The sequence below is a fragment of the uncultured Planococcus sp. genome (genome assembly GCF_947501725.1).
Taxonomy (GTDB): domain Bacteria; phylum Bacillota; class Bacilli; order Bacillales_A; family Planococcaceae; genus Planococcus; species Planococcus donghaensis_C.
In genome coordinates, this window is sequence record NZ_CANMXD010000005.1 from 243,056 (window position 1) to 265,623 (window position 22,568).

A 22,568-nucleotide genomic window follows, 5' to 3' on the forward strand; every position below is an offset into this window, starting at 1 on the left:
TTTTTTACTAGTCTTCAACCAAATTACGTAAATCAGTTTTAATATCTTCCACTGGAACATTTTCGAAGCCATCGTAATTATTGACGACAACCCCTTCTTGGTCCACTAAATAAAAACTTGTTCCATGTATGACCTGGTCGCTTTCAGGATCATTGCGGACAAAGGATTTGAAATTATCTTTCGCAAACTCCGCTATCTCCGGTTGTGTATACCCAGTAAGCAAATGCCATTTCGATTCATCCGGCACCGAATATTGGGCTAAATACGCCTGCATCGTTTCCGGTGTATCCACACTTGGGTCCACACTGAATGCTACTATCTTATAGTCCTGCAAACCTTCTGCTTCCAGCTCTTCCTGGATCCCACTTAAATTGAACGTCATTGGCGGACAAACCGTTTCGCAATTTGTGAAAACAAAGGTTGCGAGCCAAGGTGTACCTTCCAGATCCTCTAAAGAAACCGGTTCTCCCCTGTGGTCTATAAAGGAAAAATCGTCTATCGCCGAATTGCCGCATGCCGATAACAATAGAACCAAGCTCAGCAAAACTGACAAAGAAATATATCTCATAAAAATTGCCTCCACTCTTTCATCATTCTTATCATAGCGAAAGTGTAGAATCTGCACAATACACGTTCCACTGCCATTGTCACGATTTTGTGAAGTCAGGACAATTTCAATGTAAGCAATGCATCATGAATGGCGACCAATTTCGTCTCCACACGATGCATCAAATAAAAAGATACAAAAATGGGGAATCCGAGTTCCTGAATCCATTGCATCCACTCAGCCATTGTCTTCACTCCTTTCTAATTAAAAAAAGCTCTCCCGACTCAGGAGAGCTTTTTGCTTATACTTCGTACTCCACAATATTCCGTTCGACGATTCGTGCACCTTTTATCGTACCGAGCGGCGAACCTTCCACCTCGAAGATATCCTGGGCGATGATGGTCTGCATTCCAGCTGCCAATTCCGCATCTGTAACATTGGCACGCGGCTCATCCACGGTCAACGTGACGTCTTTCCCTTCCGTATTCGTAAAAATCAGTTCCAATGTTTTAGCCATTCCCTATTCCCCCTTATGCTGATTATTGGTAGATCGACGTTGCGGATTGTTTCTCGATATCCATCAATGTCTTGGTTCCGAAGTTCGTCAATACGGCTGCCGTTTCGAAGATTCCTTCTGCAGCTGCTGTTTCTTTGACGTTGTGGTACGATTTGAATTTGCGTTTCACTTTGCCGTTGGCATCCAACCCGTTGTCGTATGTGCAGCGGATGCTGGCGTTCTTAAATTCACTAAAGGCCATGTTTCTCACCTCCTTTCATTCGCTATATAGACATAGTTGAGAAAAAGAGATACATTTTTAATGAATTTCTTTTCAAAGCCTTCTATAATAGAAGTAATGGAAAAATGAGGTGAAACAATATGGAACTAAGTGGCTGGTTTTTGTGGTTTATCCTATTTTGGGTAGTCGTGCTGGTGGGGCTTTTCGCAATTGGAGGATATTTTATGTTCAGAAAATTCCTGAAGTCCATGCCGAAGGAAGATGGTCTTTCGGATTTGAACTGGGAAGAATATTACGTCGATAAAACCATTCATTTATGGGGCGATGAAGAGAAAGCGATGTTGAACGAGTTGGTGCAGCCGGTTCCTGATTTATTCCGCCCGGTGGCAAAGCAGAAAATAGCTGGCCGAATCGGCCAAGTGATGCTTGAAGAAAAAGTCAAAAAGATGAAGCTAGAACACATCATCCGCGGCTATATCCTGGCAACACCGAAGCGTGACCATAAATTCCTGAGAAAAAAATTGGCCGAGATGGAGATCGATGTCCATCCGTACGAACAATATTTCGAACAGTAAAAAGCGCCATTCCCTTAAGTGGGAATAGCGCTTTTATCCTTTGATGCAATTTTTTTGTATTGCCACAGCATGGTGAGCCGCCATGGCCAAAGCATTCCGAATGCCAGGATCCAGAACATGCCCCCCAGTTCTCCAATATCGATGCTTGAACTTAACACCACTTTTCCAATTACGCGAACCAGCAGGAGCCCGAACAAAATAAATACAAATGCTTTCGATTGTTTCAAGTAAATATCGCCGTCACGTACTTCGAACTTGGAAGTCCAAATCAAAACAGTTGAAAACAGGATGCCGACCGCCAATGCTTCAAAAATCTGCAGAGGCGCCACACGGAAAAACGGAAAGATGAACATCAATGCACCAGTTGACATAAAAAATGGTGGAAGAATGATTTTCTTCACCGAGGCCGGTTTTTTAGCCGATTTCGAACGGACGAACATTGCGAGCAACCCCATGGCCAATGCACCAACGGTAGTGATGATTAAATACACTTCAGTAGGGATTTGATCAAGCATTTAAACTCCCCTCCAGCTCATCCAATCTGCGGCGCAACTCTTCGATTGGTACGAACCGGGCAAATCGATGGATTTCCTGTCCTTGCCGGAACAAGAGGACAACAGGTGCTGTAAACAGCATCAGCTGGCCTGCCAGTTCTGGTACCTCTGCGGCATTGACCAAGTGGAATGGCAGTTTGTAGTCAGTTTCGAATGCTTCGATCTGAGGACGCAAACCTTCACAGACTGAGCAGTTAGCCGTTTTGACAAAAAGCAGAAACGACTGCTCTTGACCAATTTTAGCTTGGTATTCTTCTATCGCTGAAATGGTTTCCATCTTTGTCACCTACTTGCTATCATTTTAAAATCCTTGAAAATCGCCGAAGAACGGGCTCAGGACCCTGATTAAATATGTCATGCCATCGAAAAACAGCAAGATGCCGACTCCAATCATAACATAACCGCCGATATTCATGATCTTGCGGTTATGCTTGCGCAGCCAACCCATCCGTGTTACGAAGAATGACAGAACGAAAAATGGAATGGCGAAACCGAGTACATAGGCCAGCATATACCAGACACCTGATCCCGGGTTGGTCGCAGCAAGAGCATAAATTGCGGCAGTAATCGGACCAGTACAAGGTGTCCAGCCAGCTGCAAACGCCAATCCGATGATGAATGTCCCTAAAAAGCCCGAAGGTCGGTTCTTGAACGAGAACTTACGGTCCTGCATCAGTAATTTAGGTGAGAAGACCCCAACAATCATCAATCCGAATAACACAATAAAAATCGCCCCCACTTGGCGGATCAATTCATCATAGCGGATAAACCACTCATAGAAGAACGACGTACTGAAACCGAGTGCGATAAATATAGTTGAAAATCCTAATAAGAAAAATAGCGTATGGAACATGCCCCGTCGTTGCATGACTTTTTTATCGTTCTTGATCTCATCCATGGTCATGCCTGTTATATAAGATAAAAATGCAGGATACAAAGGCAGCGTACATGGCGAAATAAAACTTAAAAAGCCCGCTCCAAAGGCTAAAAATAAATTAATATCAGATCCCACTGGGTATTCTCCTTCCTGTGCTCTTCCCATCTTACCAAATTTCCATTGAAAACACTGCCTCTGCGTCTGTGAAATCTTTGTGGACAAAATAACAGCCAATTGATTTCAGAGCTGACTGGATCGTCGGATTTCTACTTTTTTGCTGCTCCATAATCCCCTTCTATACTCTCCAGTAATTGTCATGCCTAACTGACTGCTTCAAAACTCTCTCTTTACTTTTTATCGTTTTCAATTTTATTGATTTTTTTCTTGTTGACGGTTTTGGTTTTTTCAGAAAAACCTTTTGTAATTTACTACATAGTAAGTAAAAACAAGCATTTTACTTCACTTAAATTTCTTTTCCCGCAAAAAAAGAACGGCCGGAGCCGTTCATTGATTTTATTCCACTATGCCGTTCTGCAGTAGATACATTTTATGGTATAATCCTCGCTGCTGAAGCAATTGTTGGTGAGTCCCCTGCTCTACAATCTCGCCATGATGCAGGACAAGTATCAGTTCAGCATCTTGAATGGTGCTGAGCCTGTGTGCAATCGCAATGGTCGTCCGTCCGCGCCGCATACGTTCGAGGCTCTCCTGGATCGCCACTTCCGTTTCTGTATCGATGTTCGCCGTTGCCTCATCGAGCACCAAAATCTTCGGATCCGTTGCCATCGTCCGAGCGAATGCCACCAATTGGCGCTGTCCACTTGAAAAAGTCGATCCGCGCTCAGTGACTTTCTGGCTGTAGCCTTCCGGCAAAGCTTCGATGAAACGGTTTGCTTGGACAAATTCCGCTGCTTCCCGGACTTCCGATTCCGTAATCGACTGATCGTAAAGCCGGATATTGCTTTCGATCGTTCCATAAAACAGGAATGGATCCTGCAGCACCAATCCCATTTTCCTGCGCAATTCGTCAGTTTGATAGTGCTTCACTGAAACGTCATCTATCAGGATTTCGCCTTTGCTGAATTCATAGAAGCGCATCAATAAGTTGATGATGGAGCTTTTTCCGCTGCCGGTGTGTCCAACAAGTGCGACAGTCTGTCCAGGCAAAGCCGTAAAAGATATATTCTTCAGAACATCAGCATGCCCGTCATAGGAAAAACTGACGTCCCTGAACTCGATTTTTCCTTCTTTGATCCCTTCCGCCACCTCAGCCTGCCTTGGAGTTTTCTCCTGTTCATCCAATAGCAGGAAAACGCGTGATGCCGCGACAATGGCCTGTTGAAATATTGACAGCCGCTGCATCACTTGATTGATAGGTTCAAAAAAGCGGTCGATATAAGTGACGAATGCATAAATGACGCCGACTTCAACGGTGTTCGAAAACGAAGTGATGCCGAAATAGCTCAGCAGCATGATCAGCGCCAATGCATAGACAAGATCGATTGCCGGACGCAACAGCAGGCCGTCGATTTTGATATTGCGTTTGCCCGCCTGCCAATGCTTATCATTGATTTCATTGAACTCATCCTTGAGGCGCGTTTCCTGGCCGAAAGCCTGAATCATGCCCATCCCTTGGACCGATTCGGATAATTTGGCATTCAGCTGTCCCAGGCGCTCCCGCAGATCCTGATAAAATGCTGAGCTGTATTTACGGTAAATATAGATAATCCACCCAAGAATCGGAAGCAGAGCCAATGTGATGAGCGCCAGTCGGACATTCAGGAAGAACATGGCGATATAGACGCCGACAATCAGGAATGCACTTTGGATAAAGCCGATCAGTACGGTGACGAACATTTCCTTGATCGCTTCCGTGTCATTGGTGACTCGCGACACGATGCCTCCTGCAGGGGTTTTGTCGAAATAACGCATGCCGAGTCCGTGCACTTTTGTAAAAACATCGATCCGCAGCTGCTGGATGATCTTCAGTGCAGCTACCTGGAATTTCAGCATCTGAAAATAGCTGATGATGACATTGGAAGCTTGAATGAACAAGTAAGCCGCTGCTAATCCAACAATCGGTCCAGTCGGAAAGGTTCCCGGAGTCAGGTAGTCATCGATGAAAATTTTTATGAGCAATGGCCCCAGTACATCCCCGAGTACAGTCAAAATCAGCAGCCCCATAGCCAATGCCAGCATTTTTTTATGCGGTGCCAAGTATTTCAATAGGCGCTTGAAGACGATCCATTGATCCCGGCCGGTCAGCTCCTGTTGTTTTTCGGTTTCTTTGGCCAGCATTACACCTCGCCTCCTTGTTCGACAAGCGCTTCCAATTGTTGCAGTTCATACATTTCGTAATAACGTCCTTTTTTCCGCATCAGTTCTTCATGAGAACCGATTTCCGCAACCGTCCCCTCATCCATCACCAGTATCTGATGCGCATGCTGAATGGCACTTAGCCGGTGCGAGGTGATGATGGTGGATTTCCCTGCCCGCGCCTGTTTCAATGATTTCAGTATCGCTTCTTCCGTCTTGGCATCCACAGCCGACAAAGAATCATCCAAAATCAGCAATTCAGGATCTGTCATCAACGCCCGCGCTATCGAAATCCGCTGCTTCTGCCCGCCGGACAACGATACGCCGCGCTCTCCGACCACCGTGGCATAGCCTTCAGTAAAGTTGCTGATGTCTTCGTGGATGTGTGCCAATAGAGCCGCATGCTCGACTTCATGCAGTTGTGCATCCGGCCGTGCAAAGGCGATATTGCCGGCAATGCTTGTTGAAAACAAAAAATGATCCTGAGGCACATAGCCGATCGCCTGCCGTAAACGCTGCTTTTTATAGGCATCGATGGAATTGCCGCCAAATAAAATGGACCCTCTATAGTTTTCGAACTCGCGCAGCAGCAAACGCAGTATAGTTGATTTTCCAGAACCCGTCTTGCCGGCAATCCCCAATGTTTCACCCCGTCTGAGCGTAAAATGAACATTCTGGAGCGCAGCCCGATCATCACCTGTAAATTTGAATTGCTCCAACGAAAAGAGAAGATCTCCAGCCGGATCCTCATCGATGGCATCTTCACGGTCATCGATGTCAATCGGTTCCGCCAATAGGGCACGGATGCGGTCATAGGAAGCCCGCCCGCGTTCCACGATATTGAAGAGCCAGCCGAACGCCAGCATCGGCCATACCAAAAGACCGAGATAGGCAGTAAAAGCGACCAGATCGCCGATGGTCATGTCGCCGTTCACCACAAAATAAGACCCGAAGCTGATGGTCAGGAAATAGCAGATGCCGATGATTGCGGAAATCGTCGGATCAAACAGCGAATCGACGCGCGCCACCCGGATATTTTCGTCGACAACATGTTCTGAAAGCTTTGTGAAATCTTCAATATCCTGCTCTTGCTGGCCGAACGTCTTAATGACTTTCATACCTGAAATGCTTTCCTGCGTCTTGTCGTTCAGTCCGGAAAAAGCCTGCTGTGCTCCATGAAAACGCTGGTGCATCAATTTCCCGTAATAATTGGTCATAAAAGCCATCAAGGGCATCGGCAACAGCACGATCAACGTCAATTTCCAATCGATGGTGATGGCCATGGCTGCGATGACAAATCCTCCCGTCGCAATCGAATCGACCAACGTCAATACACCTGCCCCGGCCGTTTGCTGAACTGCCTGCAGATCATTGGTCGCATGGGCCATCAAATCACCGACACGCCGTTTTTGATAGAAAGCCGGGGACATTTGGGTGAAATGCTGAAACAGCCGCTCTCTCAAGTTCCGCGCCAAAATAATGGACGAACCGAATATCAGCAGCCGCCACATGTATCTGAGGACATACATCGCCAAAGCCGCTCCGGCCAGAATTCCCAGCCATTGCAGCAGATACGCCGGCGTCAGAGTCCCCTGGCTGATGCGGTCGACCACAAAACCGATGATGCGCGGAGGCAAAACCCCTAAAAATGCCACAATGAGCAATAAAAAAATCCCTATGGCATATTGCTTTTTCCGTTCTTTGAAAAACCAGCCCAACTCCCAAAATACACGCATTGCATCTTACCCCTTGCTGTTTTAAGTTTTTGCCGTCATGCCCTTCGTACTCCAGGTGTGAGTTACAAAATGATAAATCTATTCGTCTTACGCTGTCCAGGCCGATTCATCTCAATTTATTTTAGCAAAACCTGCCAACTATTGGAAAGACAATAGTTCGATTTGTAAAATAAATCAGTCTTGCAGCTGAAGTCGCTATAAAGCGTAAATTCAGAATCACCGCTGCGGTCTCATTCTCAAAAAAAAAGACAAAAATAAAAACCAATTTTCCATAGGGGACTAGGAAAATTGGTTTTTATTGACCGATAGCGGGTACCAATCGCTGGCGGCTTTATAGAGATGGACTTTTTACCCGATGAGTTGCTTGGCAAGTCCCAATTGATGATGTACTTGTTCAAAACCTGTGCCGCCCAGTGAGTTTCTTCTCTCTACTGCCGTTCTCGGCATCAACGTAGTGTATATGTCTTCATCGATCAGCGGACTCGCTTCCTTCAAATCAGCGAGTGGTAAGTCTTTCAGGAAATAACCGCGTTGGATGCAGGTGAACACCAGCTTCCCAGTTACATCGTGCGCCTCGCGGAATGGCATGCCTTTGGCAGCCAGGTAATCCGCTAATTCCGTCGCATTGGAGAAATCCGAATGTACGGCTTTTTCCATGGAATCTGTGCGGACATTCATGGTGCGGATCATACCTTCGAAGATCGGCAAGGAGCCCATCAATGTATGGACCGTATCGAACATGCCTTCCTTGTCTTCCTGCATATCCTTATTGTAGGCCAACGGAAGGCCTTTCAATGTCGTTAGCAAGCCGAATAGATTGCCATAGACACGTCCGGTCTTGCCGCGGATCAATTCTGCCATATCCGGATTTTTTTTCTGCGGCATGATGCTTGAACCAGTTGAAAAGGTATCATCCAGTTCGATGAAACGGAACTCTTCGCTCGACCAAAGGATGATTTCTTCGGCAAAACGGGAAAGGTGCATCATCAACATGGACGAATTGCTGAGAAATTCAAGGATGAAATCACGGTCGCTGACAGCATCCAGGCTATTTTGATAGACACTTGAAAAGCCTAACAGCTGAGCTGACATTTCACGGTCGATCGGAAAGGTCGTACCCGACATCGCTCCCGCTCCAAGCGGGGAGATATCGATGCGTTTTACCGATTCCGTCAATCGTTCCTTGTCGCGCTGCAGCATCCAGAAATACGTCATCAAATGATGGCCGAATGAAATCGGCTGGGCACGCTGCAGATGCGTATAGCCGGGAACAATCGTTTCCACATGCGATTCCGCCTGTGTCACGATGGCGTCCTGGAAAGCCGTGATGGCTTCGATGATCTCCTGGACACGGTTTTTCAGATAAAGGTGCATATCGGTCGCTACCTGGTCATTACGGCTTCTGGCTGTATGCAGTTTGCCGCCGACGGGACCAATTTCATCGATTAAATGTTTTTCCAAGTTTAAGTGGATGTCTTCATTCGATACACTGAATTCCAAATCGCCATCTTGTGCTTTTTGTTTCAGCGTCGCAAGACCGGATAGGATCAGCTCTGCATCTTCTTCAGAAAGAATCTGGCAGGCCGCCAGCATTTTTACATGCGCTGAGCTGCCTTCCAGATCCTCCATCACTAATTTTTGATCGTAGGAAATTGAAGCGCCGAACTCATCGACCCACTGTTCGGCCGATTTTTGAAAACGGCCGCCCCACAGTTTGGTCATGATTTCACCTTCTCTTTCAAGTCTTCTGGAACTGCAACTTCTTTCTTGTTGACCATTGAGTTGACGACTGTCGGAAGGCCCCATAATTCGATAAAGCCGACTGCAGATTCGTGGTTGAATGTATCGTCTGTAGAATAAGTAGCCAATTGCTCGCTGTAAAGTGAGTTTGGTGACTTACGGCCTTCGATGATAGCATGGCCTTTAAACAGTTTTACACGTACGGTTCCGTTGACGAAAGCCTGTGTTTCTTTCAAGAATGCTTCCAGTGCTACACGCAATGGTGAGAACCAAAGACCTTCATAGATCAATTCTGTCAATTTCTTTTCGATGACCGGCTTGAAATGGGCCATTTCTTTAACCAAAGTGATGTCTTCCAATTCTTTATGCGCTGCAATCAATGTCATTGCTGCAGGAGCTTCATAGATTTCACGTGATTTGATGCCGACCAGTCTGTTTTCGATATGGTCAATTCTTCCCACACCGTGTTTGCCGGCGATTTCATTCAATTCAAGGATCAATTTAGAGAATGAGTACGAAACACCATTCAATTGAGTTGGAACGCCATTGACGAACTCGATTTCAACAATATCCGGAGTATTCGGAGTGTCTTCAAGCGCAGCCGTAATATCATATGCTTCTTCTGGTGGTGTTGCCCAAGGATCTTCCAGAACGCCACACTCGTTTGCACGGCCCCATAAGTTTTGGTCGATGGAGAACGGGCTGTCCAAATTCACAGGAATTGGAATATTATGTTCTTTCGCATAAGCGATTTCCTCATCACGTGACCATGCCCAAGCACGCACCGGCGCTACCACTTCAAGGTTCGGATTCAATGATTTGATGGAAACTTCAAAACGCACCTGGTCATTCCCTTTACCTGTGCAGCCGTGTGCTACAGCAGTAGAGTTGGTCGCTTCAGCGATTTCAACCAGTTTTTTCGAAATCAATGGACGAGACAAGGCTGATACCAATGGATATTTGCCTTCATATAAAGTATGGGCCTGCAGTGAAATCAATGCATATTCATCCGCAAATTCGTCTCTTGCATCGATCATATAACTTTCAACCGCTCCAACTTGAAGCGCTTTTTGTTTGATGAAGTCCAAATCCTTGCCTTCCCCGATATCCAGGCATACAGCAACGACGTCGTAGCCTTGTCCTTTCAGCCACGGAATGGCCACCGATGTATCTAATCCACCTGAGTATGCGAGTACAATCTTTTTATTCAATATGAAAACCTCCAATGTATTTTTATGCAATGTTTGAAATGAATATACAAACTATATCACGGATTTTTGCCGAGTGCAAGAGATACAACCATAATTTTTCATGAAAAAAAGCAGCTATAGCCGCTTTTTCTTTTCATCATTCGCTTTGTTCCCCGCCAATTGTATATTCATGAGTATCAAGGTCAATCCGAACTTCGGACATTTCCCCTGTTTCCATGTTGCTGAACAGGAAACCGATTTCGTTATCACGGACAATCGGCTGTCCCATCATGATCAACCTTGATAGTTGCTCTTGATTGATGAATGCTTCAAGTGCCTCCGATTGTTTGACGGAATCCTCATCTGTCAGGATCGTGATAGTTTCCGCTTCTCCTTGCATCGGAAAAGATTCGGCAAGCGGCCCCTGGTAATCCATGCTGACTTTCATGCCTGTACGGATGTCACGGACCACGCCTTCGGTCGTTTCTGCGCCGTCGCTGAATTGTACGTCGACATCTTCAGGAATGGTGAAGTAAATATTGTTGACCAGAATGTCTTCTCCACTGACTTGTGTGATGAATCCTTCTTCTGTCATGCTCTTCTGTTCCACCGCCATCTCGGTCTTATCCTCTTTCTCTGATTCAGCAGGTTCAGCTTCTTCACTAGAACACGCTGCAAGCAGCAGGGTACTGGCTAAAAATAAACTCCATTTTTTCAAAACGACCCATTCCTTTTCCTGTAGATTCGTGATGTGTAAACATTGATGATTCAATTTTACCTGTTATAAAGAATAGTTGCAATTATCAGCCTGGAGTATTGGTTGGCGACATTATAAAGGCGCTGCCGCTTCCTGCAGCAACGCCTTTTTCTTCTTATATTTATGGGAGATGATGCCCCAATCAATGAAGCTTCTTTTATGCCTTACTATAGTAGAAGATGCCTTCTTCACCCATTCGTTCAATGATCAGGCCATCCTCCAGCAGATAGTCGATTTGGCCGATTGTTTCCGATAAGGTCAGGCCGAGTTCCTTTTCGTAGGCATGAGCAAACAATTCTTTTGTCAGTTCGTAGACTGTACATTCTTCTTCGCTGATTATGCCAAGTGCCTTCATGGCCCGCTGGTGCTGTTTGGCAAGCCGTGCTGTAATCAATTCATCGACATTGCGGACTTCTTCTCCATGTCCGCTGTAGATCACGTCCACCGGCATTTTCAATAAGCGGCCGAGTGAAGCATTGTATTGAAGCAGCGATTTCGGACGTCCAAGCGCCGGATCGAGCGGCGGCTCAATCAGTGGATTGGATGATACCGCGGCAATGACGTGGTCGCCACCGATCATTTCATGCGTTTCTTTATTCCAAAAGGACAAATGGCTTTGTGCATGCCCCAGCGTTTCGAGAACTTCCCATTCGGGATGGCCCGGCAGCGTATCCCCTTCATTGATCGACATGTCGAGAGGGCGGTTGCCCATCAAGTTCAAGGGACGTTTCATTTTTTTGACCCAAAATTCCAGGTCTCCCGGAACTCCCTCTTCCTTTAAACGCTCCAAATAGAACGCATCGTGGTAATCGAAGAAATTCTGATCACGGCGCAGCCAGGGATCGTTATACGGGTGTCCGTATAATTTTGCATTTTCGAAGCCGTCCACCCAGCCAGCATGATCGGGATGATGGTGTGTCAACACAACCTGCTCCACATCTCCCGGTTCTGCACCAAACTCTTTGAGCCCCGCCTTGAGAGCCATCCATGCTTCAGGTGTTTTGGGACCTGCATCGATCAAAGTCAGCGTATCGCCCTTGATTAAATAAGAGTTGACGTCTCCAACAGCAAAAGGTGTTGGAATAATAATCTTATGTAAAGTCAATCCAGTCATCTCCTTTAAATGAATCACTATTCATCTATCATACATGGAAAACGGAACCCCGTCATCCCTTTAGTCCATTTGACAAAAGGGGTGTTTATCCGCTATAATTCACTAACATATGTGAGCGAAGATAAAGATCAGTACACGAAGTGATGGTGTAAAGAGAGTGCAGCTTTAGCTGAAATGCGCACCCCCTCTCCTTGGTGGAACCTGCTTTTGAGCTGCCGTGAAAACACGGCCGTTTGTCCGCGTTATGGATATCGAGTAGTGCCTTTTTGGCAAACTTAGGTGGTACCGCGGAAACAAAGCGTTTTCGTCCTTGTAAAAACAGGGATGATTGCGCTTTTTATTTTGAGGAAAGAGAGTGAGTTATATGAAAATAGTCTGTGTAGGGGCCGGATCGATGGCCGAGTCCATGATCCACGGCTGGATCAATAAGCGAATCATGAAGCCTGAAGAAATTTCTGTGATGAACCGATCGGATCAAGATCGATTGGAGTTTTTAAGTGATGAATACGGGGTTAATATCGTCTGCCAGGAAAAAACCGAGCTGAAAGACGCTAACTTTATCCTGCTGGCGATGAAGCCGAAAGATGTCGAAGCTGCGCTGAGCGGCATCAAAGACAAGCTGACCGGCAATACTGTAATCGTATCGGTCGCTGCCGGCGTATCGATTGATACCATCCAAAAGCATGTCGGGAATTTCCCGGTAGCCCGTGCGATGCCGAATACCTCTGCAAAAATAGGCAAGTCGGCAACAGGCGTAGCCTGGAGCAAACATGTATCGAAGGAGCAGCAGCATGAACTGCGGAATCTCTTATCTTCAATCGGCAGCGTAACAGTTGTAGAAGAAGAACAATTGCATGCTGTTACCGGCGTTGCAGGAAGCGGTCCGGCTTATATCTATTATTTCGCAGAAGCGATGACAGAAGCCGCAATCGCCAATGGCCTGTCCAAAGCGGATGCCAAGAAATTGGTGCGCCAAACCTTCGCCGGTGCGGCAGAGATGTTGCAGCAAGAGGATTTTGCCGAACTGCGGATTAAAGTGACAAGCCCGAATGGCACCACTGCCGCGGGCCTTAAGTCATTGGAAAAAAATAACTTCAAGGAAATCGTTGGAGAGTGTGTATCTGAAGCTTCCAAACGATCGCAAGAGCTTGGAAAAGAATTCAGATAAGTTCTTCTGTATAATTTGTAGTTGTATATAGAAGGGAGAATTCTAATGGCAAAGTTATTTGAACCTTATGTTATTAAAGGAACTACTTTTAAGAACCGTATCGTCATGGCACCGATGTGCATGTACCAAAGCGATCAGGAAGATGGCAAAGTAACCGACTGGCACCGCATCCACTACCCCACCCGGGCAGTAGGCGGCGTCGGCCTCATCATCACTGAAGCGACAGCTGTTCAGCCCCAGGGCCGTATTTCGACGAAAGACCTCGGCATCTGGGATGACAGCCACATCGATGGCCAAGCGGAAATTGTCCGCCTGATGAAACAGAATGGCGCCAAAACCGGCATTCAGTTGGCCCACGCCGGAAGAAAAGCCACAGTCGAAGGCGAGATCCAATCCTCGAGTGCCATCGCATTCGATGGCAATTATAAAATTCCTAAGGAAATGTCTTCAATAGAGATTCAAGAAACTGTCGAGGCGTTCAAAAATGGGGCGGTCCGCGCCAAAAAAGCCGGATTCGATGTAATCGAAATTCATGCGGCCCATGGTTATTTGATCAACCAATTCCTTTCACCATCAACAAATGAACGCAGCGATGAATACGGCGGCAGTTCCGAAAACCGCTACCGCTTTTTAGGCCAGGTCATCGATGCAATCAATGAAGTTTGGGAAGGCCCACTCTTTGTCCGGATTTCTGCACATGATTATTGTGAAGGCGGCATGACACCGGAACTTTATGTGGAGATGTGCCAATGGATGAAACAGCAAGGCGTTGATTTGATCGATGTCAGCTCCGGTGCTGTCGTCCCTGCAAAGATTCCTGTATTCCCTGGGTATCAGGTGCCCTTTGCGGAAACCATCAAAAAACGGACCCCGATAGCGACTGGCGCAGTCGGATTGATCACCAGCCCATTGCAGGCAGAAGAGATCCTCCAAAATGACCGTGCAGATTTGGTGTTCCTTGCCCGTGAATTGCTTCGGGATCCTTATTGGGCATATTCGGCGGCAAAAGAGCTTCAGGCTGATATAACGGCTCCAGCACCTTATAAACGCGGGTGGATATAAGGCGGTTGCAAAATGCTTCAGATTTAGTATACTAAAGGTAACGTAAAAAAACCGAATGCGTGAGCATTCGGCCAGCTGTATGCCGCCGCGAGAGCGGTTGGCTGGAATACAGGCTTAAAAAATAACCGTCATTCCACGCCACATGGGACGGTTATTTTTTTTTGTTTACGACCAAAATCATGGAAACGACTAGTGTCAAAGCGCTGATCGTTAACCCGATGCTCGTAAAAACGAGACCGAATAATTCTGCAATGGTCATGTCACCACCCCCTTTCCTGGGGAATGGCCAAACCGCCCTCATACAGCTGTATCTTTATTTTATCACAAAAAGAACATATGTTCTATTATTTCCATAAATAATTTTAACATTTACTAAAAAAAGCCATCTTTTAAGGATGGCTTACCTGTTTTTTCCTGATTTTTTTGTCATGATGCAACCACTCGAACTCCGAAAAATCATGTGCAATAAATCCACGGGTGTGGATTTCCTTCATCTGCTTCAGCAGAAGCCTGTCGTCCTCCGGCAGAAAACGCGCGCTGATATGATTCATGATCAACGTTTTGGCACCAGCTAAACGAGCTGTTTCTGCCGCTTCATAGACAGTGGAATGGCCGTATTCTGCCGCCATTTTTTTTGCGGTTCCATCAAATGTCGCTTCATGTACCAGCACATCTGCCCCGCGCCCTAATTCTATAGCCGCCTCACAAAATCGGGTGTCGCCTAATATCGTGACGATGAATCCCGGCTCTTCAGGTTCTGTAACATCTCTACTCCGGACCACTTGGCCCGTTTCGTTTTCCACATCTTCCCCGTTCTTCAGCTTCGCAAGCAGCGGACCTTTCGGAACACCAAGCGCCAGCGCCTTATTGATCAGTAATTTTGGAGGCAACGGCTTTTGGATGATGCGGAAACCATACGATGGAATCACATGGTTCAGCAACCGCGTCTCCACTGTCATCGAATCGTCTTCGAACAATACTCCTTCTGTCAGTTCACGATAGACGATCGGATAGGTCAAATGGGTGCGGCTGAACGATAATGTCATTTCGATGTATTCTTTGATCCCTTTAGGACCGTAAATTTCAAGAGGCTCTTCCCCTCCTTGAAATGAACGGGAGCCAAGAAGACCCGGCAAACCGAAAATATGATCACCATGCATATGCGTAATGAAGATCTTTTCGATTTTCCGCGGTTTTACCGTCGTATGGAGGATCTGATGCTGCGTCGCTTCCCCGCAATCAAATAACCATACAGTTCCCCGCTCTTCGAGCAATTTCAATACCAATGCCGATGTGTTCCGCTGCTTTGACGGCATACCGGCACCGGTGCCAAGAAATAATAACTGCATGCTTTCCCTACTTTCTCTCGTGGTCATGATCGTCCAGAAAATCTTTGCTGAAGCTTGTTTTGGAATCGTAATTGGGCTTTTTGATTTTGGTTCCCCGTGACAGGACACTTTTGCCGAAACGCGTCTCCAGTTTGGCCATCAAATCTAGGATCGGCTCTTCTTTAGCATGTTCCTGAAAGTTGAAAATCGACAATTGTTCCGTCATATCACCTTTTCCAGCAACATTCGAGACAGTCACCCCGATTAGCCGCAAAGGCTCTCCGTTCCAATGCCGCGTGAATAATTGCCAGGCATTCCGGTGAATATCATCCGCTTTCCAGACTGTATTGTTCAAAGTGACACTGCGCGTCCTATTTTTCCAGTCAGAACTCCGGGTTTGAATGCTGACTGTCGGTCCTGCCAGTTCCTTCGCTTCCAGCCGGTTCGCCACTTTTTCACTGAGCTGGCGAAATAAAACCTTCAGTTGCTGCTCATCCGTTTCATCCACCGGCAGCGTAGTCGACGTACCGACGCTTTTCGTATCGTAGATTGAATCAGGATCCACCAGGCGGTCATCCATGCCATTGGCGCGCGCCTGCAGACGGACACCATTTTTGCCCATTTTTTCCTTGATCAGACCTTCGTTCGCTGTCGCCAAATCCCCGATGGTATCAATTTTCAGGCTCTTCAGCCTGGCCGCAGTGCTTTCGCCGATGCCGTGCATATCAATCACCGGTTTCGGCCACAACAAAGTCTGTATATCTCGTTTCCGCAGAACGGTTATGCCCATGGGCTTTTTCATATCGGAGGCTGTTTTTGCAAGGAATTTATTGGGGGCGACGCCAATTGAACAAGGAAGATCCAATTCAGCGAGCAGCCGCTGCTGGATTTCGTCTGCAATCTCGAGTGCATGCCGCTGTTCCGCCAGTTCCGTGACATCTACATAGCCTTCATCAATCGATACCGGCTCCACTTGATCCGTGTAGGAGCGCAAAATTTCAAATATCGCCTTCGAGGCTGTCCGGTAACGTTCAAAATTTGGAGGCAAGAGCAGGAGCTCGGGATATTTCCGTTTGGCTTCGTGCACCTGCATCGTCGTATAGATGCCGTGTGCCCGCGCTTCGTAGGAACAAGTGACGATGATGCCTTTGCGTTCCTTCGGATTTCCGGCTATGGCAATCGCTTTCCCTTTCAATTCGGGGTTATGCGATTGTTCGACAGAGGCATAAAAACTATTCATATCAATATGAAAAATAACTCGGCTCGCCATGACAATCGCTCTACTTTCCGTTTTCTTTCAGTGTATCAAAAAAAGAGAGAACATACATCCTGTTCTCTCTTTTTTACTAAGCTTCCATTATTCAGTTTAAGGTTGATTCTTTGACGATTTCAACCAGCAATTCGGTCAATTTTTCAAGTTCCTCGATCGGCATGCGTTCATTTTTTGTATGGATTTCTTCGTATCCGACACAAAGGTTGACTGTCGGAATGCCAAATCCATTGAAGATATTGGCATCACTGCCGCCCCCGCTTGTCAGAATCGGCGATGGGCGGCCAATTTTGGCAGCGGCCTTTTGTGCGATCTCCACGACTGGATCCATATCATCGAAATGGAAGCCCGGGTACATCAACTTGACTTCTGTTTCGGCACGTCCTCCAAGTTTTGCAGCAGTCTGTTCAAAGACAGATTCCATATGAGTGGTTTGTGCCGCCAGTTTGTCTTCGCTGATCGAACGTGCTTCCGACAAAATATTGACTTCGTCACAAACGATGTTGGTGGCTCCCCCACCTTCAAAATGTCCGATATTGGCCGTTGTTTCTCCATCAATGCGGCCAAGCGTCATTTTAGCGATGGCTTTTGCAGCGATGGTGATGGCAGAAATGCCTTTTTCTGGCGCAACACCGGCATGCGCGGTTTTCCCATGGATGGTGGTCCATAATTTCGCCTGGTTCGGAGCGGCAGTTACGATTCCGCCCACTTTGCCGTCGCTGTCTACAGCATAGCCGTACTTCGCGATCAACAGGGAGGAATCCAGTTCTTTGGCTCCGACCAATCCACTTTCTTCTCCGGCAGTAATCACCAATTGAATATCTCCATGGTCGATTTGCTGTTCTTGAAGCACCCGGATCATTTCGAACAAAGCCGCAATTCCCGCTTTGTCGTCAGCACCAAGGATCGTAGTACCATCTGAATAGACATAGCCATCTCGGATTTCAGGCTTGACGCCGACTCCCGGAGTGACGGTGTCCATGTGGACAGTGAAATAAATGGCAGGAATTTCGCTCAGGCTGCCACGCAGCGTCGCGATGATATTGCCTGCTCCGTGCCCTGTAACTGAAGCCGACTCATCAATCACGACATGGAAACCCATCGCTTCCAATTTGGTCTGTAAAACAGCGGCGATTTCGCCTTCGTTTTTGGTCTCGGAATCGATTTGCAGCAATTCCAGAAATTCGTTCATCAGTCTTTCGTTATTCATTTAAAGCACCTCTTCTATACTTAAAGCGGCATATTGCCGTGTTTTTTTGCAGGACGCGTATCTTTTTTATTGCGCATCATTTCCAATGCCTGAATCAGTTTGATGCGGGTTTCGCGCGGATCGATGACGTCATCGACCATGCCGCGGGCTGCAGCCACATAAGGATTAGCGAATTTCACACGGTACTCCTCAATTTTAGCTGCCCGTGTTTCTTCCGGATTATCGCTAGCAGCGATTTCGCGGGCGAAAATGATATTGGCTGCACCATTTGGTCCCATTACCGCAATTTCCGCATTCGGCCATGAATACACCAGATCAGCCCCGATGGATTTGGAATTTAATGCCACATAGGCGCCACCGTAAGCTTTTCTTAAAATGACAGTCATTTTAGGCACAGTTGCTTCCGAATAAGCATATAAGATTTTTGCTCCGTGACGGATGATGCCGCCGTGCTCTTGCTTGATGCCCGGGAAGAAGCCGGTAACATCCTCAAAAGTGATCAATGGAATATTGAATGAATCACAGAAACGGATAAAACGCGCTGCCTTATCGGAAGAATCAATGTCAAGTCCACCTGCCATCACTTTTGGCTGATTGCAGACAAGGCCGACTGTCTCGCCTTTGATGCGTCCGAGTCCGACAACGATGTTGCGGGCGAATTCCGGCTGCACTTCCATAAAGCTGTCTTTATCGACCACTTGCTCAACGACTTTCCGTACATCATAAGGACGGATCGCTTCATAAGGCACGACATCCGCCAAATCAGGGCGGTAATCGTCTTCTTCCCCATTTTCCAGGCGCGGAGGCATTTCCTGGTTGTTCTGTGGCAGGTAGCTGATCAGCTGACGCACCATTTCAAGCACTTTCTGTTCTGAATCACCGCGGAAATGGGCGTTGCCACTAATTGCTGTATGTACTCTCGATCCTCCAAGATCTTCGGAAGAAATTTTTTCACCTGTTACTGTTTCAATGACTTTAGGTCCGGTAATGAACATTTGGCTCGTCTTATCGACCATGAAAACAAAATCAGTAATGGCTGGTGAATATACCGCGCCGCCTGCAGAAGGTCCCATGATGACGGAAATCTGCGGAATAACGCCTGAATAAATGGAGTTCCGGTAAAAAATCTGACCATACCCATCAAGCGACAAAACGCCTTCCTGGATACGGGCACCGCCTGAATCATTCAATCCGATGAACGGGGCACCATTACGTGCCGCCAAATCCATGACATTGGCAATTTTTTTGGCATGCATCTCACCGAGAGCTCCACCGAAAACCGTGAAATCCTGTGAAAATAAGTAAATAGGGCGGCCGTTCACTTTTCCGTATCCTGTGACAACGCCTTCGCCAGGGCCCTTGGCCATGCCGAAATCTGTGGTGCGGTGTTCAACAAATGGGCTCAGTTCAACAAAAGTTCCTTCATCAAGCAATAAATCGATTCGTTCACGTGCGGTCAATTTTCCTTTTTCATGCTGTTTGGCGATCCGTTCTTCACCACCGCCAAGTTCAATTTCACGCTTGCGGTCATACAATTCATTTATTCTTTCGTAAATATCCATTTTTCCACTCCCAATCACTCTTTTTCACAAAGTTCGTATAATACTCCGTTCGATGATTTTGGATGCAAAAATGCAACCATGGCTCCGCCTGCTCCAGGATTCGGCTTATCGCTCAACAAACGCACTCCGTTTTCACGCAGTTCTTCCATCCGTTGTTCGATGTCGACAACTCCAAAAGCGATATGATGGATGCCTTCTCCTTTTTTCTCCAAAAACTTGAAGATGGCACCGTGCTCATCCATCGGTTCCAGCAATTCCAGTTTGACATTGCCGGCATCGATGAATGCAACTCTCACTTTCTGAGATTCCACTTCTTCGATTTTCAGCAGCGGGAGCCCGAGTGTGTCTGTGTAGTAAGGAAGGACGGCATTCAGATCCTTCACAGCGATTCCGATATGATCTACTTTTTTCATCCTATTTTCACTTCCTTTTTTGACTTCTCTCTTATTGTACAGATTCAGCATCAAAAACTCTAGGCTGTTAGCGAATATTGTGAATTCAATAGGCGCCCCTCTTCAACTTGGAGCAGAAATATGTTATGATTTATAAAATGATTTGATTGATAAAGGAGTTTTCCATTAATGAGAAACGCAGCTTTCCGCAAGTTTATCGTCTATACCATGATCGGCATCATGGTGCTGTCAAGTTTACTGATGGGCCTGAGCTTTGTAATTTAATTCATATGCAAAAGACAGCAGTAGCCTTAGTGCTCCTGCTGTCTTTTTTGGTTTGAGTAAGTTTTTGTATATGCGAATTCTAGATAGGGCACTTCTGTTTTTCTTTTGTCCAGACTCCAGCGCCCAGATTCTAGTGTCATAAGCCAACCCAGCCGCGTGGCAAAGAGCGCCACACTGCTGGTCTGTCTTATGCCCGTCGAATCTACACGGGCGCTTCCGCTTTTCTCATTGTCCAGACTCCAGCGCCTAGAACCTCGGGGTCTTAAGTCCGCTTGCCTGTGCGGCTGAAAACACGCCGCTTCGGCAAACTGCCTTAAGCCTGTCGGTTCTATACAGGCGCTTCCGCTTTTCTTATTGTCCAGCTCCAGCAGCCAGCTCCTCGAGTCGCTTCAGCCTTTCCAGCAATGGCTGAAGAACGCCATTACCGGCAAGGCTTCCAGCGCTTGTCGGAGGCACGCAGGATGCGGGTCAGCTAACCGTTGCGACAGGAAGTCGCGCTCTTAGGTTAGCTTCTGCTGTTGGCTGCTTCCGCTTTTCTCATTGTCCAGACTCCAGCGCCTAGAACCTCGGGGTCTTAAGTCCGCTTGCCTGTGCGGCTGAAAACACGCCACTTCGGCAAACTGCCTTAAGCCTGTCGGTTCTATACAGGCGCTTCCGCTTTTCGGGTATGAAACCCCTTATAGGATTGCTTGATTTCTAAGTAGGTTTCCATTTCGTGGATGACTTGGTACAGTTCGGCCATTGCCAGGAATTTTTCGTGGCGGTCGGGCAGTGGCAAAGCGGCAAAATTCTCTTTGACTTTATCCAACTTCGTAATATAACGGTACGCCGTATTTCCGGAATGGACGTGTTCAGCTAAATCTTCCAGGAAATCTGCAACCAGATCTGTTTGATCCACAATCATCGGTAATGCCGTGATTTTCGGCAAGATGCGTTCGATGATTTCCAGTTGCTGTTCGCGCATTTCAAAATAATGATAATACTTATTTTCGTGGCGCGTTATGTGGTTTTCAACATCCTGATAAGCCAATGCCTTCGCTTTTTCCAGCAGTTTTCTGGCTTCCATCAATTCTTTGCCGCTCCAGCCGGATTCCCCTTCGCGCAAGTAGACGACTATTTCGCGGAAAATGGAAGCATAGATATTTTCAATCTCATGCCGGTAACTGTCCAGCTTTTTTTCAATGCTCGGCATATACATATTGACTGCAAGTGCCGTCCCGAAACCGACCAGCATTAAAATCAATTCATTGGTCAATAGATCAAAATCCAGGTTTTTCGCATCATAGAGATGTAGCAGAATGACAGAACTTGATACAAAGCCATCCTGGAACCGAAGTGTCACCAATAGGGGGATAAAGAGCACAATCAGGATGCCGAGTATAACTGGATGATAGGCAATTCCTTCAAAAAAGATGAAGGCGTATAATATGCCGATCAGACTGGCGATAAATCGGGAAAAAGCTGCCCTTATCGACTTCTTTTTGGTCGGTTGGATGCACAGGATCGTCAGGATGCCGGCAGACACATAATAATCGAGCTGCAGCCATTGCGCTAAAGTAATAGCGATTGCTACGCCCAAAGCGGTTTTCATTGTTCGGTAACCAATTGAATATGGCCTCAAATTCAGCTTCATTTTAACCTCCAAATTTCGGCATGAAAAAAATGCCCCCATAAGAGGCATCTTTTCTTAAACTTCGTCGCAATGCTGTTCGAATATTGCTTGAATATGCGTAATAACAGACATTGGGTCATGGCCTTCAATTTCATGACGGCCAATTTCATCAACCATTTTCCCATCTTTCATAAAGACAAAAGAAGGCGAAGATGGCAAATGATCGTCACCGAAAATCGCGCGTGCCTGAGCAGTCGCTTCTTTGTCCTGTCCAGCGAAAACTGTGTACAGGTTATCCGGTCGTTTGTCATAATGGATGGAATGCAAAGCAGCCGGGCGTGCAATGCCGCCTGCACATCCGCATACAGAGTTGACCATGACAAGGCTTGTTCCTTTTTGTGAAAATGCTTCGTTTACAGCTTCAGCCGATTCAAGCTGTGTGTATCCTCCATCAATCAATTCCTGACGGGCTTGTGTAGCTATATCATTCATTAGGAAGTTAAAATCCATACTCATCAAATATCACTCCTTATCAT

General features: G+C 46.6%; 24 protein-coding genes. 4 read left to right on the top strand and 20 right to left on the bottom strand.

The genetic code is table 11. The features are described 5' to 3' along the window. Positions 1–7: 7 nt before the first annotated feature. The 4 genes from Q0785_RS09795 to Q0785_RS09810 form a co-directional block, all read right to left on the bottom strand. Positions 8–568: an SCO family protein gene (locus tag Q0785_RS09795; protein ID WP_298829191.1), complete on the bottom strand. Its 561-nt coding sequence runs from the start codon at positions 566–568 to the stop codon at positions 8–10. Positions 569–663: 95 nt separating this feature from the next. Next, complete coding sequence (locus Q0785_RS09800) at positions 664–792, bottom strand: YvrJ family protein (protein ID WP_142827916.1); 129 nt, start codon at positions 790–792, stop codon at positions 664–666. Between the two features lie 56 nt (positions 793–848). After that, positions 849–1,064, bottom strand: coding sequence for a DUF2922 domain-containing protein (locus tag Q0785_RS09805; RefSeq protein WP_298829199.1), 216 nt, complete (start codon positions 1,062–1,064; stop codon positions 849–851). Between the two features lie 22 nt (positions 1,065–1,086). Then, entirely contained in the window at positions 1,087–1,305 is a 219-nt protein-coding gene (locus tag Q0785_RS09810; RefSeq protein ID WP_223639232.1) for a DUF1659 domain-containing protein, read from the bottom strand. A 119-nt stretch (positions 1,306–1,424) separates the two neighbouring features. On the opposite strand from Q0785_RS09810, the gene Q0785_RS09815 reads away from it, so the two are divergent. Next, on the top strand, positions 1,425–1,859 hold the full coding sequence (locus Q0785_RS09815) for a DUF2621 domain-containing protein (protein ID WP_298829202.1): 435 nt from the start codon (positions 1,425–1,427) through the stop codon (positions 1,857–1,859). 14 nt (positions 1,860–1,873) lie between these two features. Here the strand turns inward: Q0785_RS09815 and Q0785_RS09820 are convergent, their stop codons facing one another. From Q0785_RS09820 to Q0785_RS09860, 9 genes are all read right to left on the bottom strand, one after another. After that, positions 1,874–2,374, bottom strand: coding sequence for a cytochrome c biogenesis protein CcdC (locus Q0785_RS09820; RefSeq protein ID WP_298829204.1), 501 nt, complete (start codon positions 2,372–2,374; stop codon positions 1,874–1,876). Beyond that, positions 2,367–2,690, bottom strand: coding sequence for a thioredoxin family protein (locus tag Q0785_RS09825; protein ID WP_298829206.1), 324 nt, complete (start codon positions 2,688–2,690; stop codon positions 2,367–2,369). Before Q0785_RS09825 ends, Q0785_RS09820 begins: the two co-directional genes overlap by 8 nt. A gap of 24 nt (positions 2,691–2,714) precedes the next feature. Further along, the gene (locus Q0785_RS09830) at positions 2,715–3,425 is read right to left on the bottom strand and encodes a cytochrome c biogenesis protein CcdA (RefSeq protein ID WP_298829208.1); all 711 of its coding nucleotides are present in this window, start codon (positions 3,423–3,425) and stop codon (positions 2,715–2,717) included. A 378-nt stretch (positions 3,426–3,803) separates the two neighbouring features. Beyond that, a complete protein-coding gene (locus tag Q0785_RS09835; RefSeq protein ID WP_298829210.1) occupies positions 3,804–5,588 on the bottom strand; it encodes an ABC transporter transmembrane domain-containing protein in 1,785 nt (594 codons plus the stop codon). Then, positions 5,588–7,342, bottom strand: a complete 1,755-nt coding sequence (locus Q0785_RS09840; RefSeq protein ID WP_298829212.1) for an ABC transporter transmembrane domain-containing protein — start codon at positions 7,340–7,342, stop codon at positions 5,588–5,590. Before Q0785_RS09840 ends, Q0785_RS09835 begins: the two co-directional genes overlap by 1 nt. A 348-nt stretch (positions 7,343–7,690) precedes the next feature. After that, on the bottom strand, positions 7,691–9,064 hold the full coding sequence (gene argH, locus Q0785_RS09845; RefSeq protein WP_298829214.1) for an argininosuccinate lyase: 1,374 nt from the start codon (positions 9,062–9,064) through the stop codon (positions 7,691–7,693). Continuing rightward, positions 9,061–10,296 carry an argininosuccinate synthase gene (locus Q0785_RS09850; RefSeq protein WP_298829354.1) on the bottom strand — a complete coding sequence of 412 codons (1,236 nt, stop codon included), beginning with the start codon at positions 10,294–10,296 and terminating at the stop codon, positions 9,061–9,063. The genes argH and Q0785_RS09850 overlap by 4 nt, the downstream gene beginning before the upstream one ends. A 133-nt stretch (positions 10,297–10,429) precedes the next feature. Beyond that, on the bottom strand, positions 10,430–10,990 hold the full coding sequence (locus tag Q0785_RS09855) for a DUF3221 domain-containing protein (protein ID WP_298829215.1): 561 nt from the start codon (positions 10,988–10,990) through the stop codon (positions 10,430–10,432). 196 nt (positions 10,991–11,186) lie between these two features. After that, positions 11,187–12,134, bottom strand: coding sequence for an MBL fold metallo-hydrolase (locus Q0785_RS09860; RefSeq protein ID WP_298829216.1), 948 nt, complete (start codon positions 12,132–12,134; stop codon positions 11,187–11,189). A 373-nt stretch (positions 12,135–12,507) separates the two neighbouring features. On the opposite strand from Q0785_RS09860, the gene proC reads away from it, so the two are divergent. After that, positions 12,508–13,311 (top strand): pyrroline-5-carboxylate reductase, encoded by an 804-nt coding sequence (gene proC / locus Q0785_RS09865; protein WP_298829218.1) that lies wholly within the window; start codon positions 12,508–12,510, stop codon positions 13,309–13,311. Between the two features lie 45 nt (positions 13,312–13,356). Further along, positions 13,357–14,373, top strand: coding sequence for an NADPH dehydrogenase NamA (namA, locus tag Q0785_RS09870; RefSeq protein WP_298829220.1), 1,017 nt, complete (start codon positions 13,357–13,359; stop codon positions 14,371–14,373). 389 nt (positions 14,374–14,762) lie between these two features. On the opposite strand, the gene rnz is transcribed toward namA, so the two are convergent. The 5 genes from rnz to mce all read right to left on the bottom strand — a co-directional run bounded on the left by rnz (position 14,763) and on the right by mce (position 20,156). Beyond that, positions 14,763–15,722, bottom strand: a complete 960-nt coding sequence (gene rnz / locus Q0785_RS09875) for a ribonuclease Z (protein ID WP_298829222.1) — start codon at positions 15,720–15,722, stop codon at positions 14,763–14,765. 7 nt (positions 15,723–15,729) lie between these two features. Continuing rightward, positions 15,730–16,971 (bottom strand): DNA polymerase IV, encoded by a 1,242-nt coding sequence (locus Q0785_RS09880; RefSeq protein WP_298829224.1) that lies wholly within the window; start codon positions 16,969–16,971, stop codon positions 15,730–15,732. A gap of 91 nt (positions 16,972–17,062) precedes the next feature. Next, entirely contained in the window at positions 17,063–18,181 is a 1,119-nt protein-coding gene (locus Q0785_RS09885; protein WP_298829226.1) for a M20/M25/M40 family metallo-hydrolase, read from the bottom strand. A gap of 20 nt (positions 18,182–18,201) precedes the next feature. Then, positions 18,202–19,743, bottom strand: coding sequence for an acyl-CoA carboxylase subunit beta (locus tag Q0785_RS09890; protein WP_298829228.1), 1,542 nt, complete (start codon positions 19,741–19,743; stop codon positions 18,202–18,204). A gap of 14 nt (positions 19,744–19,757) precedes the next feature. After that, positions 19,758–20,156, bottom strand: a complete 399-nt coding sequence (gene mce / locus Q0785_RS09895) for a methylmalonyl-CoA epimerase (protein ID WP_298829229.1) — start codon at positions 20,154–20,156, stop codon at positions 19,758–19,760. Between the two features lie 168 nt (positions 20,157–20,324). Between mce and prli42 the strand changes: the two genes are divergently transcribed. Continuing rightward, positions 20,325–20,420, top strand: coding sequence for a stressosome-associated protein Prli42 (gene prli42 / locus Q0785_RS09900; protein WP_223639336.1), 96 nt, complete (start codon positions 20,325–20,327; stop codon positions 20,418–20,420). A gap of 640 nt (positions 20,421–21,060) precedes the next feature. Here prli42 and Q0785_RS09905 read toward each other — a convergent pair. Together Q0785_RS09905 and Q0785_RS09910 are read right to left on the bottom strand one after the other, a co-directional pair. Then, entirely contained in the window at positions 21,061–22,053 is a 993-nt protein-coding gene (locus Q0785_RS09905) for an aromatic acid exporter family protein (RefSeq protein ID WP_298829234.1), read from the bottom strand. Between the two features lie 54 nt (positions 22,054–22,107). Then, on the bottom strand, positions 22,108–22,548 hold the full coding sequence (locus Q0785_RS09910) for a BrxA/BrxB family bacilliredoxin (RefSeq protein ID WP_223637719.1): 441 nt from the start codon (positions 22,546–22,548) through the stop codon (positions 22,108–22,110). Between the last annotated feature and the right edge of the window lie 20 nt (positions 22,549–22,568).

What these genes read in the sequence shown, in the direction of transcription:
- Q0785_RS09835 (WP_298829210.1), bottom strand. Translation starts at nt 5,588, where the DNA reads ATGCTGGCCAAAGAAACCGAAAAACAACAGGAGCTGACCGGCCGGGAT.
- Q0785_RS09890 (WP_298829228.1), bottom strand. Translation starts at nt 19,743, where the DNA reads ATGGATATTTACGAAAGAATAAATGAATTGTATGACCGCAAGCGTGAA.
- Q0785_RS09885 (WP_298829226.1), bottom strand. Translation starts at nt 18,181, where the DNA reads ATGAATAACGAAAGACTGATGAACGAATTTCTGGAATTGCTGCAAATC.
- Q0785_RS09795 (WP_298829191.1), bottom strand. Translation starts at nt 568, where the DNA reads ATGAGATATATTTCTTTGTCAGTTTTGCTGAGCTTGGTTCTATTGTTA.
- rnz (WP_298829222.1), bottom strand. Translation starts at nt 15,722, where the DNA reads ATGCAGTTATTATTTCTTGGCACCGGTGCCGGTATGCCGTCAAAGCAG.
- mce (WP_298829229.1), bottom strand. Translation starts at nt 20,156, where the DNA reads ATGAAAAAAGTAGATCATATCGGAATCGCTGTGAAGGATCTGAATGCC.
- Q0785_RS09815 (WP_298829202.1), top strand. Translation starts at nt 1,425, where the DNA reads ATGGAACTAAGTGGCTGGTTTTTGTGGTTTATCCTATTTTGGGTAGTC.
- Q0785_RS09910 (WP_223637719.1), bottom strand. Translation starts at nt 22,548, where the DNA reads ATGAGTATGGATTTTAACTTCCTAATGAATGATATAGCTACACAAGCC.
- namA (WP_298829220.1), top strand. Translation starts at nt 13,357, where the DNA reads ATGGCAAAGTTATTTGAACCTTATGTTATTAAAGGAACTACTTTTAAG.
- Q0785_RS09805 (WP_298829199.1), bottom strand. Translation starts at nt 1,064, where the DNA reads ATGGCTAAAACATTGGAACTGATTTTTACGAATACGGAAGGGAAAGAC.
- Q0785_RS09840 (WP_298829212.1), bottom strand. Translation starts at nt 7,342, where the DNA reads ATGCGTGTATTTTGGGAGTTGGGCTGGTTTTTCAAAGAACGGAAAAAG.
- Q0785_RS09820 (WP_298829204.1), bottom strand. Translation starts at nt 2,374, where the DNA reads ATGCTTGATCAAATCCCTACTGAAGTGTATTTAATCATCACTACCGTT.
- Q0785_RS09800 (WP_142827916.1), bottom strand. Translation starts at nt 792, where the DNA reads ATGGCTGAGTGGATGCAATGGATTCAGGAACTCGGATTCCCCATTTTT.
- Q0785_RS09810 (WP_223639232.1), bottom strand. Translation starts at nt 1,305, where the DNA reads ATGGCCTTTAGTGAATTTAAGAACGCCAGCATCCGCTGCACATACGAC.
- Q0785_RS09880 (WP_298829224.1), bottom strand. Translation starts at nt 16,971, where the DNA reads ATGGCGAGCCGAGTTATTTTTCATATTGATATGAATAGTTTTTATGCC.
- argH (WP_298829214.1), bottom strand. Translation starts at nt 9,064, where the DNA reads ATGACCAAACTGTGGGGCGGCCGTTTTCAAAAATCGGCCGAACAGTGG.
- proC (WP_298829218.1), top strand. Translation starts at nt 12,508, where the DNA reads ATGAAAATAGTCTGTGTAGGGGCCGGATCGATGGCCGAGTCCATGATC.
- Q0785_RS09825 (WP_298829206.1), bottom strand. Translation starts at nt 2,690, where the DNA reads ATGGAAACCATTTCAGCGATAGAAGAATACCAAGCTAAAATTGGTCAA.
- Q0785_RS09905 (WP_298829234.1), bottom strand. Translation starts at nt 22,053, where the DNA reads ATGAAGCTGAATTTGAGGCCATATTCAATTGGTTACCGAACAATGAAA.
- prli42 (WP_223639336.1), top strand. Translation starts at nt 20,325, where the DNA reads ATGAGAAACGCAGCTTTCCGCAAGTTTATCGTCTATACCATGATCGGC.